The 14,464-nt window shown below is 43.7% G+C and carries 12 protein-coding genes; 6 read left to right on the top strand and 6 right to left on the bottom strand.

Going from position 1 to position 14,464, the window contains the following annotated elements:
* Window positions 1-206: 206 nt before the first annotated feature.
* Window positions 207-821: an acid-sensing system DNA-binding response regulator EvgA gene (gene evgA, locus AB3Y96_RS19215; protein WP_072308538.1), complete on the top strand. Its 615-nt coding sequence runs from the start codon at window positions 207-209 to the stop codon at window positions 819-821.
* Between the two features lie 4 nt (window positions 822-825).
* Window positions 826-4,419, top strand: a complete 3,594-nt coding sequence (locus tag AB3Y96_RS19210; protein WP_367299968.1) for a response regulator — start codon at window positions 826-828, stop codon at window positions 4,417-4,419.
* A gap of 67 nt (window positions 4,420-4,486) precedes the next feature.
* On the opposite strand, the gene AB3Y96_RS19205 is transcribed toward AB3Y96_RS19210, so the two are convergent.
* The 5 genes from AB3Y96_RS19205 to hha form a co-directional block, all read right to left on the bottom strand.
* Window positions 4,487-5,407 (bottom strand): ion transporter, encoded by a 921-nt coding sequence (locus AB3Y96_RS19205; RefSeq protein WP_367299967.1) that lies wholly within the window; start codon window positions 5,405-5,407, stop codon window positions 4,487-4,489.
* A gap of 59 nt (window positions 5,408-5,466) precedes the next feature.
* Window positions 5,467-6,405, bottom strand: coding sequence for a glutaminase A (gene glsA / locus AB3Y96_RS19200; protein ID WP_367299966.1), 939 nt, complete (start codon window positions 6,403-6,405; stop codon window positions 5,467-5,469).
* 102 nt (window positions 6,406-6,507) lie between these two features.
* Complete coding sequence (gadC, locus tag AB3Y96_RS19195; protein ID WP_072308497.1) at window positions 6,508-8,055, bottom strand: glutamate:gamma-aminobutyrate antiporter; 1,548 nt, start codon at window positions 8,053-8,055, stop codon at window positions 6,508-6,510.
* Window positions 8,056-8,207: 152 nt separating this feature from the next.
* On the bottom strand, window positions 8,208-9,608 hold the full coding sequence (locus AB3Y96_RS19190; RefSeq protein WP_072308498.1) for a glutamate decarboxylase: 1,401 nt from the start codon (window positions 9,606-9,608) through the stop codon (window positions 8,208-8,210).
* A gap of 228 nt (window positions 9,609-9,836) precedes the next feature.
* Complete coding sequence (gene hha / locus AB3Y96_RS19185; RefSeq protein WP_072308499.1) at window positions 9,837-10,046, bottom strand: hemolysin expression modulator Hha; 210 nt, start codon at window positions 10,044-10,046, stop codon at window positions 9,837-9,839.
* A 738-nt stretch (window positions 10,047-10,784) separates the two neighbouring features.
* Between hha and AB3Y96_RS19180 the strand changes: the two genes are divergently transcribed.
* The 4 genes from AB3Y96_RS19180 (at window position 10,785) to AB3Y96_RS19165 (ending at window position 13,772) form a co-directional block, all read left to right on the top strand.
* Window positions 10,785-11,099, top strand: coding sequence for an HdeA/HdeB family chaperone (locus tag AB3Y96_RS19180; RefSeq protein WP_072308500.1), 315 nt, complete (start codon window positions 10,785-10,787; stop codon window positions 11,097-11,099).
* A gap of 213 nt (window positions 11,100-11,312) precedes the next feature.
* A complete protein-coding gene (locus AB3Y96_RS19175; protein WP_367299965.1) occupies window positions 11,313-12,773 on the top strand; it encodes an NAD-dependent succinate-semialdehyde dehydrogenase in 1,461 nt (486 codons plus the stop codon).
* Window positions 12,774-13,029: 256 nt separating this feature from the next.
* The gene (locus AB3Y96_RS19170; protein ID WP_072308501.1) at window positions 13,030-13,488 is read left to right on the top strand and encodes a ribonuclease domain-containing protein; all 459 of its coding nucleotides are present in this window, start codon (window positions 13,030-13,032) and stop codon (window positions 13,486-13,488) included.
* Between the two features lie 5 nt (window positions 13,489-13,493).
* A complete protein-coding gene (locus tag AB3Y96_RS19165) occupies window positions 13,494-13,772 on the top strand; it encodes a barstar family protein (protein ID WP_072308502.1) in 279 nt (92 codons plus the stop codon).
* Between the two features lie 87 nt (window positions 13,773-13,859).
* On the opposite strand, the gene yjgA is transcribed toward AB3Y96_RS19165, so the two are convergent.
* A complete protein-coding gene (gene yjgA, locus AB3Y96_RS19160) occupies window positions 13,860-14,417 on the bottom strand; it encodes a ribosome biogenesis factor YjgA (protein ID WP_072308503.1) in 558 nt (185 codons plus the stop codon).
* Window positions 14,418-14,464 lie beyond the last annotated feature (47 nt).

Genomic DNA, 14,464 nt, shown 5'->3' with positions numbered 1-14,464 from the left:
GTTTGTAATCAATGGGCCTTTCCAAGCAAAGCGAGTTCCTGTAAGGGATGTGTAAGGTTGCCTACATCAATAAAATGATCGAATGCTCACCACGGTAAACGTGATGGCCTCAGCCATGACAGAAATCGCTGTTGAGGTTTTTCGCTATATTTATCAATACAGTATGATTTACGTTTGAGGTGGTAATGGTGAGTGAAAATAACAAGTTGAGCGCGATAATTATAGACGATCATCCTCTGGCGCGAGTGGCAATCAGAAACTTGCTGGAAAATGACGACATCAACGTGATTGCTGAATCTGGAGATGGCGCGGAAGCTCTGCAGGTCATTAAAGAAATGCAGCCAGATATTGTCGTGGTCGATATTGATATCCCTGTTCTGAGCGGTATAGAAGTTGTCGAGAAGCTAAGACGACAGCAAAATAGCTGCATTATCGTGGTGGTTTCTGCTAAAAACGATCGCTTCTATGGCAAGCGTAGCGCTGATGCTGGGGCAAATGCGTTTGTGAGCAAGAAAAAGGGTATGTCTAATATTGTGGCAGCGGTAAAAGCTGCGCGTAATGGCTATAGCTATTTTCCTTTTTCACTAGATAGCTTTGTCGGTAAGTTAACGTCAGAGCAAGAAAAGCTGGATTCTTTATCAACACAAGAAATCAAAGTTATGCGCTATATTTTAAATGGCGTAGACAACATCCATATTGCCACTGAAATGAATATTAGCAGCAAAACGGTGAGTACTTACAAAAGTCGTTTGATGGAAAAACTGGAGTGTAAGTCTCTGATGGAGCTATTCAATTTATCAAATAGAAATAAGATTGGCTGACTTTATGCTACAACGAGCAATCAGACTTACGCTGTTTATCATTGCAACGTTATTCGTTGCTCAGGGTGCATCTGCTAACCAAGAGCCAGTAAGACTGGAGATTTTTAGTAACAGCGGCCCCATGCTCCCTAATCTCAAATTGAGTACTGCCGAGCAACTGTGGCTGGCGGAAAAAAAGACGCTTGTTATTGCCGTTTATTCTCCAGAATCGCCTCCGCTGATGTTGGATAGCTCTTCCGGCCGTTTCCGTGGCATGAATGCTGAATATCTGTCTTTGTTGCAGAGAGCGCTGGGTATTAACGTTAAGATTGACCACTATGAAAGCGAAAAACTTGCGCTAAATGCTGTCAAAGTTGGTAAAGCTGATTTGATGCTGACTTCGCTTAAAACCGGTTTTAACGCCACGGCACCTTTCGTTGCGTCCTTACCGATGATTAGCGCTTATCCGACCTTAGTCACCACCCAAAAAAATGTTATGCAACCGCTGCATACGGATAGTCCGGTAACCATTGCTATTGCAGAGGGTTATCCTAGCGAACAGTTTGTAAAAGCTTCATTTCCGAATGCTAAAATTCTTCACTATGAGACTGCGTATCAAGCGCTCGCCTCGTTATATAATGGAAAAAGCAACTATTTCATTGGTAATAATCTTGCCAGTGGCACGAGTATAATGCGTGATTTCCATCAGACATTAAGTATTATTAAATTCTGGCGTTCCTCGCCGATACATAATCAATTTATCGCTTTAGATACGCAATCACCTTTGATTCCTATTATCAATAATTTTTTAGGTGGCTTGACGAATCCTATTACAAATCATATTTCTCAGCCGTGGTTAGAAAGCGGTAATCCAGCGTTGTTAACAAAATCTTTATCATTAACACCTCAGGAACAGCGTTGGTTAGAGAAGCATCCTAAACTTAAAGTATTGATTAATCCATATTACGCGCCTTTTTCGCTATTAGATGAGAACAATGAAATAAGAGGTGTGACAGGGGATATCCTCAATCTTATTCATTTACAAACAGGGTTAGAGTTCGAAACTGTAACAGCTAATTCCAATACCGAAATGGTTGATAAAATGCTAAACGGTGATTGGAATATACTCCCTACGGCGACATATAGCCCTAGCCGTGAGGAGCTGATTTCATTTACTCATCCTATTATCACGACGCCTTTTGCCGTCGTGGTGAGAACCTCTGCTAGTAATGCTGAGCTGTCACCGGGGATGAAAGTGGCGGTGACAACGATGCATATTCTTACGGAAAAATTGCATACTAAATACCCTGGGATCGAACTTGTGCAGGTCGAAAATACCAGCCTTGGGCTTAATCTGTTGGCTGAAGGGAAAATTGATGCGGTCATATCAACGCAGCTAACCGCCCGCTATATGATAGACCATTATTATCCCAACCAACTCAAATATGAGATCATGGCGGATGAAGCCCCAGCCTTAGTCAGTTTTGCTGTTCCGCGTGGAGATCAAGAATTAAAGCAAATATTGAATAAGGCACTAGATAATATTCCACCTAAAACGATATTATTCATTTCGTCTAAGTGGGTTAAACTTCCTGATATCAAAATTGATACCTGGCATCTTTATAATAAGCAGTTTTATATTGTAATAACGCTGTCTGTTTTTATTATTTTAAGTTTCCTACTGTGGGGCGGGTATCTTTCACGAGAAGTACGCATGAGAAAACAATCTCAGGCGGATTTAGAAAACCAGCTTAGCTTTAGAAAAACATTATCTAATTCGATCCCTATACCGGTTTATACCATTTCTCTCGATGGTGAAGTTCAAAGCTATAACAGTGCTTTTATGTCATTTTTTTCAACTGACCAGAAAAATGTGACCTCTACATCTTTGTTTGATAGTCGTAATCCACTGTCTGATATTTTTTCGGTTCTTAACCGAGACATTCAAAATGGTCTGATCCCTGATAAGGTTATTGAGCACAGCATTATGCTGAACAATGGTCGAGAGGATCGCCATATTATTCATTGGATTACGCTTTGTGTTATGCCATCCGACAATGTTCTGCCAACGCTAATCTGTGGATGGCAGGATGTGACGGAATCGCGACAGTTGCTCGGCGCATTGCAAACTGAAAAGGATAAAGCGATTCAGGCTAATGAGGCGAAAAGTACTTTCTTAGCCAGCATGAGCCATGAAATTCGCACGCCTGTCAGCGCGGTGATGGGGTTTCTTGAATTACTCGCTCTCCATAACCAAAGTCCTGAAGAAGATAAAGAGTCTATCTCGTTGGCCTACGCCACGGCTCAGTCATTGCTGGGGCTAATCGGCGATATTTTAGATATGAATAAAATCGAGTCTGGGAGTTTTGAATTATCGCCAGAATGGGTCAATCTTGAGGTGCTGATTACGACGGTGATGAGAGGCTTCGAAGGTCTTGCCAAGCAGAAACAGCTCAAACTCACCTTTGTTAACCGACTGGTCAAAGGGGAGTATTTACGTCTAGATCCTCAGGCAACCAAGCAATTACTCTCCAATCTGCTAAGCAATGCCATAAAATTCACAGAACACGGTGGGGTTGAGGTCAGCGCAGAGTCCATCGCCACGCGTTCTGGCCAAACCCAGCTTATATTGCGTGTGACAGATACCGGTGCGGGCATTAGCCAAGAAGATCAGGAACGGCTCTTTAAGCCATACAGCCAAACCGAAACGGGTAAACAGCAGACAGGGTCGGGGTTAGGGCTTTTGATTTGTCGCGAGTTAGTGACGCGTATGAATGGAAAGTTGGGGTTGCTGAGTCAGGTTGGACAAGGGACAACGATGACGATCGATCTGGTAACGGCGGTATCTCATGAAGATATCATCAGCTCGGTTGAACTGCAGCCTGCGGTGTACCCAGCCAAGAAACTAAAAATATTAATCGTTGACGATCATCCGGTTAACCGTCTGCTGCTGCGTCGTCAATTAGATACGCTGGGATATAAAGTCGATGAGGCGAGCGATGGAAATGATGCATTAATTTTGATAAATGAACATAGCTATGACTTGGTGATAACAGATGTCAATATGCCGAATATGGATGGGGTTACCTTGACGCGTCATATTCGAGGCTTTGACAGCGATATCGTTATTTGGGGCTTAACTGCAAATGCCCAAGCGCAGGAAAAAGATCGATGCCTTGCAATTGGCATGAATGCATGTCTTTTCAAACCGATCAATTTACAACAATTGGCTTCCGCATTAGCCTCTGTGGGATCAGTAAATATGACTTATCAGCTAGACGAGCTTATTGATATTGCGACACTAAAATCGCTGGCATTAAATGATCCAAAATTAATGCAGCAGATGTTGGAACAATCGATGCTAGAAAATAATAAAGATTTCTTAGCTGCTCAGGAAGCCAAAATGGCGGGTGATTGGACCGCATTCAAAATGCATATGCATCGCATTAATGGCACTGCTCAAATTATTGGTGCGACTAAATTACAGGAATTAGCGGAAAAGTTAGAGAATCATTCAGTTGTTCAGACTGATGATTCTGTCATTGAACATGGAATGAAGCAGCTTGAAGTTGAGCTAAATCGCTTAAGAGAGGCGATTAACAGCTTTTCCCAAGCATGATTGACGCTTGTTTTTTGCGTCATATCTTATGCTTAAGTCGAATCGCGTGGAGACAGTGTTTTACTGCTTAGCCATTATTGCGTGATACGCTAAAAGGGTGCCCGCAGGCTTTGCAAAATGCGGCATCCTCATCATGACCCGTTTTATTACAATTCGAACACCTATGAGTGTGACGGCGGCGTTGCAACAGGTCTGTCATATGTGCCGTTAATACCCCAGTAGGTATGGCGATAATCGAATAGCCAATCAATATAAGAATGGATGCCAGACAGCGTCCTAACGCAGTATGAGGCGTGATATCGCCGTATCCTACCGTTGTCATTGTGACAACTCCCCAATAAACGGCAACGTGAAGGCTGGTAAAGCCATTTTCTGGCCCCTCGATGACGTACATAATCCCGCCAAATAAACACAGTTGGATAAAGACGAAAGTAAAAAATATCAATAACTTTTTGCGTATACCATAAATACTCTCCCACAGTAAATTGACTGACCCCATATAATGCATGATTTTAAATACACGTAATATTCTCATGACCCGTAGCATTCGCAAGAGCGTAAAATACTCACATGCAATATCAGGATATAATAATAAAATATAAAGAGGCAACGTGGTTACTACGTCTACGACCCCGAGAAAACTAAAAACATACGTGCTCATTCTCTTTTCAGATAACAGACGTAAAATATATTCCAAAGTAAATATTGCGGTAAACAAAACCTCAAGGATGAAATAGACGTTTTTTCCTGTAGGGATATTGTTATTAACCTCTGGGTCCGCTGACTCAAGGAAAATAAGAGCAACGCTTGCGATTGATATAGACATCCAAACCCACTCAGCTCTTTTTCCATGCTTAGTGTGAATGTCGAAAAGAAATGAATATAAATTCTGATGCCAACTGCTAGTTTGGTTATTTTTCATATGGTTATTTGTCGTCATGAATGGCTCTATCGGAATCGTTAAATTTTGGATAGAAGATGGAGCCATCGAATTCTTCCACCGGTTTCAACCGATTTGTCTATCGCGAGAAATAATGGCGTGTGATTTTAGCGATTCTTGTACAAGTTATAATTCAGCCGCTGGGCGAAGGATGCCGTCATCTTCTGACCTCGGACGCTGTTGCCCATGGCATCAAGCGGCGGAGAGAATGCCGCGATCCCCATCACGCCCGGAACTACCGTTAAAATTCCGCCACCGACGCCGCTCTTTGCCGGCAAGCCAACGGTATAAGCCCAATCGCCAGAACTTCCATACATCCCCTCCATGGTCATTTCAGCAAGAAGGAAAGGAACATTCGCTGCGGTTAATACTTTTTTCTGGGTAATTGGATTAATGCCGCCGGCGGCAAAAGTGGCCGCCATAGTTGCAAGCTCAACGGTGTTTACTAACGTTGAGCACTGGCGGGTATAAACATCACAGGCCTCCATGGGATCACAGTACATGGCATCTGCAGAATATAGCAGCCAAGCAATGGCTCTATTATGAAAGTTAGTGGTTTGCTCTGAGTGATTAAGCTCTTCGCACAGTGAGATCGGCGCTCCTGCCAGTTGCTGCTGAATATTAAGAATACGCTCCCACCGATGTTCGCTACTATTTGCGTTAAGAAGGCTCACGGTAGACATGGCGCCAGCGTTCACCAAAGGAGATAAGGGCTTTCCGCTATGCAGTTCCAGCGCAATAACTGAATTGAAGGGGAGTCCAGTAGGGTCTGCACCAATTTTGTTTTGTACCTCTGTTGGCCCAACGTCTTCGAGTGCTAAGGCAAGAGAACATACTTTGGAAATAGATTCTAAAGCAAACCGGAAGTCAGAATCTCCTTGAGACAGAATATCGCCATCAACGGTGACAATAGCCATTGAGGAGACGTTACTGGGGATGCTTGCTAAATAAGGAATATAGTTTGCGTTTTCTCCGCCCGCGAGTGTTGAAAATTGGGAGTACGCGTTCACTAATGCTTCTTGTACATTATTTAGAACCATAGTCATAAAGTTAACCCTATAGTGAAATATTTTAGTCTCTAAAGCGTAGGAAACGCCTAATAAATTAGGCGTTTAGGTGAGTTGTATTTATTTGAAGAAAAATACTAACTATTTGCTATCAATTTTCTTTTCGCTGCCAACGACAAAATGATGTGTTGAACGGGCACGTGGGTGCATGAAGAAATGACCCTCTGGTGCGTTGTGAGACTTGATAGGTACTAGCGTTGCATTGGTTGTTTTCCCTTTCTTAGTATGTAATGCATAAACGATGAAAGGAATGGACAATACAATGAGGAAGCTAACAACTAAGAGTTCAACGTAAACATCATTCGCCTCACCGCCCGGTAATGAACTTGGCGGGAAGAATGAAACAATGAAAGCAATTAATGAAATTGCCAGCCCAACCACGGCAATAAGAATTTTGAAGTTCTTGCCGCCAGGGATATGGAAAGCACGTTTTTTATCTGGTTGCTTACGGATTAATTGAATATAACCCAAGAACAGCATGAAGTAGCTGCAGAGATAAATAACCACCGTTAATGACAATGCGATTAGGAACGACATATTGCTGCCGCCACCGGTGTTTGTCAGAATAGTCAACGCGATGGTCGTAATAGCCAATTGAGAAATAACTAAAGCAACGGGCACGCCGTTCTTGTTCACTTTTGCAAAGCTTTTAGGAAGTATGCCCTTTTGTGCGGTGACGAACATACCTCGTGAAGGCCCGACGATCCAAGAAGCGACTTCGGCTAAAACACCCAACATCAGCAGTGCGGCAATGATACGCGTCGCCCATTCAAAGCCGGGGCCGTAATGTGAAATAAGCACGTTGAATGTCTGAACGACGCCGCTAGACAAGTTAATGTCATTATGTGGGATAACGGAAGCAACCGAAAGTCCGCCGATTGAGCTCAAGCAAATAGCAGCAATCATCAGCAGTATCATCGCAATAGGATAATCACGGCCTGGATTTTTCATTTCATTGACGTGAGTTGCTGATGCCTCAACGCCCATATAACTCAGAATAAAGGCAACGAATACCACTAATGTCCCGATCTGTGTGAAATCAGGGAAGAAGGTCGCCGTGCTCATTTCAATTTGTAAAGGTGCACCGCTCGCTAAGTAGCTAATAGCCAAAACAACCAGAATAAGAGCAGGGAGTAAAATACCCGCAAAGAAACCGATTTTCGCAATGCGGGCGGTATATTTTGTACCGCTGAATTGGGTAATGGCTAATGCCCAGAGGATAACTAATCCCGCTATGGTTTTTGTTATCGGATCTTCATTGAGTGCAGGCCATTTTAGAATGAAAGATAAAGCCCCCAAAATAAAGTACAGCATTGGGATAAAACCGACTGCAATTTGCAGATACCCAAATGAAATTGCTGCGAATCCCCAGCGTTCACCGAGGGTCTTAGATACCCAAGTAAAAACGCCGCCTTCTTCCCAACCTTCAACCGTGGCCATCTCTGCCGCGCACAGGCCTACGGGAATAAACCATAGAATACCGCCGAGTAGCAGGAAGAAGACTAAGCTAAACCCTGAGGTTGCAAAGGTGGGATATTCATATACTGCCATAACCATTGATGCCGTTATGGCAAAGAAGCCTAATAACGATAATTGGTTTGTTGCGGGGGAGGCTTTTATATTCGCCATTGTTATTTCCTTGAAACAACAATTACCCTCTCTATCCCGGATGGAATATATTTGTGAAAGGGCAGCTGTTGTCTATTAAATATAGGGAGGCCTAGATCATTTCAATCTAATAAAGTTACTGATTAAATAATCATAGGAAAAGCTAATAGAGTTTAACCGTGATTAAATCCACTGGCTTCTTTTTCAGACAGAGCATGGCTTACTGGGTGTTTTTCGAAATAATCCAGCGCCCGCTTCATATCATCAATCAATAGGCTACCGAGATCGCGGCTAACGCCATGTCGCACTAGGATGCGTTGTACCACAAGGTCTTCACGTTCAGCAGGCATGGAATAGGCCGGCACCTGCCAACCACGGCTGCGCAGTCTGTCTGCCAAGTCGTACAGGGTATAACCATTGGTTGATGCGTTGTCTTTAAGTTTCCAAGCAAGCGCAGGAATGCCTTTTTCACAATCACCATCAAAGATCATTTCGAATGGTCCAAGTTTTTCAATTTCTTGTGCCAAATATTGAGCCGTTGAATAGCAGGCATTATGAATTTTGGCATAGCCTTCACGGCCTAAACGCAAGAAGTTGTAATACTGCGCAATAATTTGACCGCCAGGGCGTGAGAAATTCAGCGCGAAGGTTGGCATGTCGCCGCCAAGATAGTTAACGTTGAAAATGAGTTCTTGAGGTAGGTCAGCCGCTTCACGCCACACAACCCAGCCAGTCCCGAGCGGAGCAAGTCCGAATTTATGGCCGGAAGCATTAATGGATTTTACGCGAGGTAGGCGGAAATCCCACTCAAGATCGGGTGCGCAGAATGGGGCCAAGAAGCCACCACTCGCACCATCGATGTGCATTGGGATATCCAGACCCGTCTCTTTTTGCAATTGGTCGAGGGCATCGTGAACCTGCTTAACAGGCTCATATTGGCACGTGAAAGTGACACCGAGCGTTGGCACGACACCAATTGTATTTTCGTCGACGCGCTTGAGGACTTCTTCTGGGCTCATAATGAGGCGGTCGCCCTGCAGCGGAATTTCACGCAGCTCAACGTCAAAATAACGAGCAAATTTATGCCAGCAAATTTGTACTGGGCCACAGATCAAGTTTGGCTTATCGGTTGATAGACCTAAAGCTGCACGCTTTTTACGCCACTGCCACTTAAGCGCTAATCCACCCAGCATGGCGGCTTCTGATGAACCGATAGTAGAACAGCCCAGCGTGGTTTCAGGTGTTGGAGAGTTCCAAAGATCGGCCAGCATATGCACACAGCGCGTTTCAATTTCGGCCGTCTGTGGATATTCATCTTTATCAATCATGTTCTTATCAATTGATAAATCCATTAGATCGCGAATTTCTTCATCAACCCATGTTTGGCAAAACGTTGCCAAGTTTTGACGAGAGTTGCCATCTAACATTAATTCATCACGAACCGCATTGAAAATATTACGAGGGTCATGCTCTTGGGCGGGGAACTTTGTTTTTGGTAGTGAGGTTGATAATTCAATGGAAGCGTAAACATCGTCTAGGCCATCATTGCATTTCAGCGTTTGTTTATTATTCATATATTACCTCTAAAAGGTTGATGTCATATTTAATCTAGATACTAGATTCACTCCAGTGACATGATTAAACATTATTATTGCTCTCAGTTTTATCAACGAAGATGTTCTTATTTTCGCCATGATAATATTTTGTTTAACGATGTAAGATAGGATTCCTGTAAATGAAGTCATATTCCTACACGCGTAAGATGTCGCCTTTAGTTTTAATTTTTATGCGCAAAATAGTCATTACCTAACAAAGGACCAGACACAAGAAGGTATTTTATCGTAGAGTTTATTCATTATGATTTCAGCTAACCGATGATCGGCTGCAGAGTAAAAAACGATGAGATCGCCTTGGCTGAGTTTGTAATTATTGGCTTCAATAACTTTCTCTAGTGTGTCTTTACATGTACAACGACGAAGCTGAAACAGCCAATCCTGCTTTGTTTTTTTCATGCTAACAATGCTCAAATTTGATTTATTATTCACGTGTAAATATTTTCAATGCTAAATTATTTTATAAGTTGATGAATGTTTTTTTGTTGTATCTACTTTGCATCGCATCTCCATGTGAGAGATACGCATTTTTTGTTATTCTTTAATAGTGGGTTATTTATGATGTCTTTTGTAAGATCTTTTATGTTTATCATATGAATCAGGTTATTGCATGATCTCTTAGCGGTGATGTACTCATGATCTGAATGTAGGGAGGGTATAAACATACAGCTGATAACAAATATATATATAATTTTCACAAAAATACCTTGTCGGATATAACTGGGTTGTCATATACGTTAGTATACGGTTCGGTATAGTGATGCGCATGTTTCGGCAACGGGTCGCAATGAATTTGTTTGCACTGAAAAAATGAAATTTATTAATTTAACGATGAGTTATTTTTATAATGTTAAATCAGAAGCCTCAAAGTAAATAAGCTACTATGGATAGGATAAACACCTTGAATTATATAGTCTATAGGGCTTGCTCTAGATAGGTGTAGTCTAAGGATTACATGTGTAAGATAATTCATAAAATAGTGATTTGAACGATGGTGTAAGATGTTTTTTTAGCGAGTAAATCTCTTTATTAATTTGTAAACTTTGCATAAACAGAGTCTTTTATTTATTTGAGTTTACAATTTAAAAATGTATTGTTCTTTCATCAATAACCCATCATTAATTACTTGAGGTTTTTATGAAAAAATCAATTCTTGTCGCCACTCTTTCTGCTGCGTTGTTTATTCCACTGAGCTCAAGCTTTGCTGCTAATGTGGAAGTGACACCTAAAGACATGAACTGTAAAGAGTTTCTTGACCTTAATCCTAAAGCTATGGCCCCAATTGCCTTCTTTATGCTTGATGATGTAACCGACTACAAAGGTGGTGATTCTGTTTCTTTGCGTGAATCTGCAGTGATTGCTGTGCCGCCGATGGTTGAATTCTGTAAGAAAAACCAAGATAAAAAAGTTTATGAATTCAAAAACAAATTACAGGATTTAGTTGTGCACTAAGATGTAATTCTAACGCCAAGCGCTAAGACTTCTTAGGCTTGGCGAATAATAACGCGCCTTGACTAAAATAAAGGGCGTAGCTAGCACCTGCTAAAATTCATCGACTTCTTATCTCCACCTTAAAAATCTTCCTCTATACTCTTCGGTGTGCATTTTTTTTACCACTCACAGTGGACCTCATTTGTGAGCATCGCGGCGATTCTGGAGGCAGAAGTGAACCCCTTACACGAAAAACTTAAGAAAAATGAATTCTTTAAAACCGGCTTTTTTGTTGCTGGTCAATGGCAGGACGCCTCGGATACCTATGAAGTCACCAACCCTGCAACGGGTGAAGTGGTAGCTAAAGTCGCCAATGCGGGGCAGAAAGAAACTCAGGCAGCGATTCGTGCCGCCAGCGAAGCGTTACCTGCATGGCGTAAAACAACGGCCAAGCAACGCTCTGAAATCCTACAGAATTGGTATCACCTGATCGTTGAAAATAAGCCATTTTTGGCCGAACTGATGGTGGCTGAACAAGGGAAGCCGCTTAAAGAAGCGCTGGGTGAGGTCGATTATGCCGCCAGCTTTATTCAGTGGTTTGCCGAAGAGGCGAAGCGTGCCAACGGTGAGATAATTCCGCCGGTGAAGCCGGGTTCGCGCATTTGGGCGACGCGTGAACCCGTTGGCGTCGTCGCCGCGATTACGCCGTGGAACTTCCCGTTAGCGATGCTAACGCGCAAATTAGGCCCTGCTCTTGCTGCGGGCTGTACCGGTTTGATCAAACCCGCCAATGAAACTCCACTGTGTGCCTTTGCACTGTTAGCGCTGGCACAGAAAGCCGGTGTCCCAGATGGCGTGTTGAACGCGGTATCGGGGGATACGCTGGCTATCAGCGACGTCATAATGGGCAGCAAAGATGTGCGTAAAATCTCATTTACCGGCTCAACGGGCGTGGGTAAAACCTTGGTGCGTAACGCCGCTGAAACCATGAAAAAGGTGTCGATGGAGTTGGGTGGCAATGCGTCCTTCATCGTTTTTGAAGACGCCGATTTAGATGCCGCAATTAAAGGTGTGATGGCAAACAAGTTCCGCAATGCGGGCCAGGTGTGCGTATGCATCAACCGTATTTATCTTCACGACAGCATTTACGATACGTTTGTGAGCCGTTTGGCCGATGAAGTGCGCAAGCTGAAAGTGGGTAACGGCATGGACGACGGTGTGAATGTCGGCCCGTTGGTGAGCGAGAAGGGCGTGGATAAAGTGGAGCAACACGTTAAAGATGCCTTAGAAAATGGCGGGAAAGTGATTGTGGGCGGACAGCGCCACGCGCTGGGCGGCAATTTCTTCCAGCCAACGCTGATTGCTGAAGCTAACGAAGACATGCTGATGGCATCGGAAGAGACCTTTGGCCCTGTTGCTGCTTGTTATCGTTTCAAAACTGAAGATGAAGTGATCAAACGTGCCAACGATACACCGTTTGGTTTAGCGGCTTATTTCTATACTCAGAATCTGTCGCGCGTGTTCCGCGTATCTGAACTGTTGGAAAGCGGGATGATCGGTATTAACGAATGCTCGGTCTCAACTGAACTCGCGCCATTTGGCGGGGTGAAAGAGTCTGGCTTGGGCCGTGAGGGTTCCACGCTGGGTCTGGAAGAGTTTATGGAAGTGAAAACGCTGCACCTCGGTAATCTCTAAATCCTGACGGGCGAACTGCGTGTGCTCACGTATTTCGCCCGCATAAAACAAAACCCCACGCTATTTTCCTATTTGTTCAATCTATACCTACTGGTGTTTCCTTATTCTGCGATTATGATAAGTACGAGGGCTGGTTGTTCAGTTCTGCGTAATCACGTGGATCACGCGGCCTAAATAAAAATGTGGGTTTCATCTGTGCTTCATTTTTCGCAATTATTTTAGTTAGATCCTTTATGCAATGGTTGGGTGAGGATGTATGGCAAAGCGTTTATGGACCGGATTACTGATTATTCTGGCATTGAGCGGGGTGGCTTTTCTTAACAGTCAGGCTGCCAACAGCAGTAGCAGTAATGAAGGGCAATCAGTTTCGACGTCAGAAGATATTGAGCAGCTTACCAAACAGGATCGTGTTATTAGCTATTTACGCGAACACCAACGACTGCCTAGTTTTTACATCACGAAAAAACAGGCGAGGGTGGAAGGATGGGAACCCAGCGCGGGAAATTTATGCAGCGTGCTTCCCGGCAAAGCGATTGGCGGCGATCGTTTTTCTAATCGTGAAAAACGCTTACCGCAAAAAGCAAAACGAGTGTGGCGAGAAGCTGATATCAATTATCGCTGCGGACATCGGCAGGCCGATCGGTTGATCTACTCTAATGATGGGCTGATTTACGTAACGCGAGATCACTATCGCAACTTTACTAAAATGGAGTGATCAGCATGAATAAAGTTAAGTTCGATTTTAGTCATATTGCCGATCTTCCGGCATTTTACCGCCAGTTTAGCCTAGCATTTTCTCTTGATAGTGAGTTTGGCAATAATCTTGATGCGCTCTGGGATGTGGTGACGGCGGGTATCAAACTACCGGTAGAGATTGAGTTCGTAAATTTTAACGGCCATAAAAAACGTCGCTTTGCCGCGCTGGTTCTGCTTTTTGAAGAAGCTGAAGAGGAGCTGGAAGGGGCGCTACGTTTTAATACGGCAGAAAAAAACCTTTAGGGCAAACATACATTCATTAGCAACTGCAGCAGTGCATCCTTCAAGCGGTCATCCGCTTGGCTGAAAGATGCACTGGCAGGGGCGCCATTACTCGCTTTCTTCAGACAGTTCGCGCAGGTATTGGAAAATCTGGCGGGCTGACTTAGGCGGCTTGTTGGTAGCCTTCTCTTTCTTCGCATTGCGGATCAGCGAACGTAGCTGCTGACGATCGGCCTGCGGATAGAGATCCAATACAATCGAAATTGCGTCATCGCCTTCATCAATCAAACGGTCACGAATTTGTTCCAGTTTATGGAACAGTGCGACCTGCTGGTTGTGACGGTTGTTGAGTTTATCTAGCGCAGTCTGGATTGGTTCTGGGTCACGTTGACGCAGCATTTTACCAATCAGCTGTAGCTGACGGCGGCGGCCTTCTTTTTTGATGCGCTGTGCTAGCTCAATGGCAGCACGCAGATCGGCGTCCAGCGGGATTTTATCCAGCGCGTTTTTGCCGAGATCGACCAGCTCTGCGCCAAGATCTTTCAGGGCTTCTGCATCGCGTTTGATCTCGCTTTTGCTGACCCAGATGATCTCGTCGTCTTCATCTTTATCAATGTCGTTTTCGGGTACTTCGTCTAACCAGTCTTCGTCTGGATGCTTCTGCATATCTGATTCCTTAAAAAAAGACGCTAATCCTATCAGGTTGTAGCGAT

The organism is Hafnia alvei (assembly GCF_964063325.1).
In the GTDB taxonomy this organism is placed as follows: Bacteria; Pseudomonadota; Gammaproteobacteria; order Enterobacterales; family Enterobacteriaceae; genus Hafnia; species Hafnia alvei_B.
Note: the sequence above shows the minus strand (reverse complement) of the source record. Positions and strands in the feature narration are given on the sequence as shown.

Bases quoted from the DNA above. Each gene is read 5' to 3' on its own strand.
- AB3Y96_RS19210 (WP_367299968.1), top strand. From the start codon at position 826: ATGCTACAACGAGCAATCAGACTTACGCTGTTTATCATTGCAACGTTA.
- AB3Y96_RS19205 (WP_367299967.1), bottom strand. From the start codon at position 5,407: ATGGCTCCATCTTCTATCCAAAATTTAACGATTCCGATAGAGCCATTC.
- glsA (WP_367299966.1), bottom strand. From the start codon at position 6,405: ATGACTATGGTTCTAAATAATGTACAAGAAGCATTAGTGAACGCGTAC.
- gadC (WP_072308497.1), bottom strand. From the start codon at position 8,055: ATGGCGAATATAAAAGCCTCCCCCGCAACAAACCAATTATCGTTATTA.
- AB3Y96_RS19190 (WP_072308498.1), bottom strand. From the start codon at position 9,608: ATGAATAATAAACAAACGCTGAAATGCAATGATGGCCTAGACGATGTT.
- hha (WP_072308499.1), bottom strand. From the start codon at position 10,046: ATGAAAAAAACAAAGCAGGATTGGCTGTTTCAGCTTCGTCGTTGTACA.
- AB3Y96_RS19180 (WP_072308500.1), top strand. From the start codon at position 10,785: ATGAAAAAATCAATTCTTGTCGCCACTCTTTCTGCTGCGTTGTTTATT.
- AB3Y96_RS19170 (WP_072308501.1), top strand. From the start codon at position 13,030: ATGGCAAAGCGTTTATGGACCGGATTACTGATTATTCTGGCATTGAGC.
- AB3Y96_RS19165 (WP_072308502.1), top strand. From the start codon at position 13,494: ATGAATAAAGTTAAGTTCGATTTTAGTCATATTGCCGATCTTCCGGCA.
- yjgA (WP_072308503.1), bottom strand. From the start codon at position 14,417: ATGCAGAAGCATCCAGACGAAGACTGGTTAGACGAAGTACCCGAAAAC.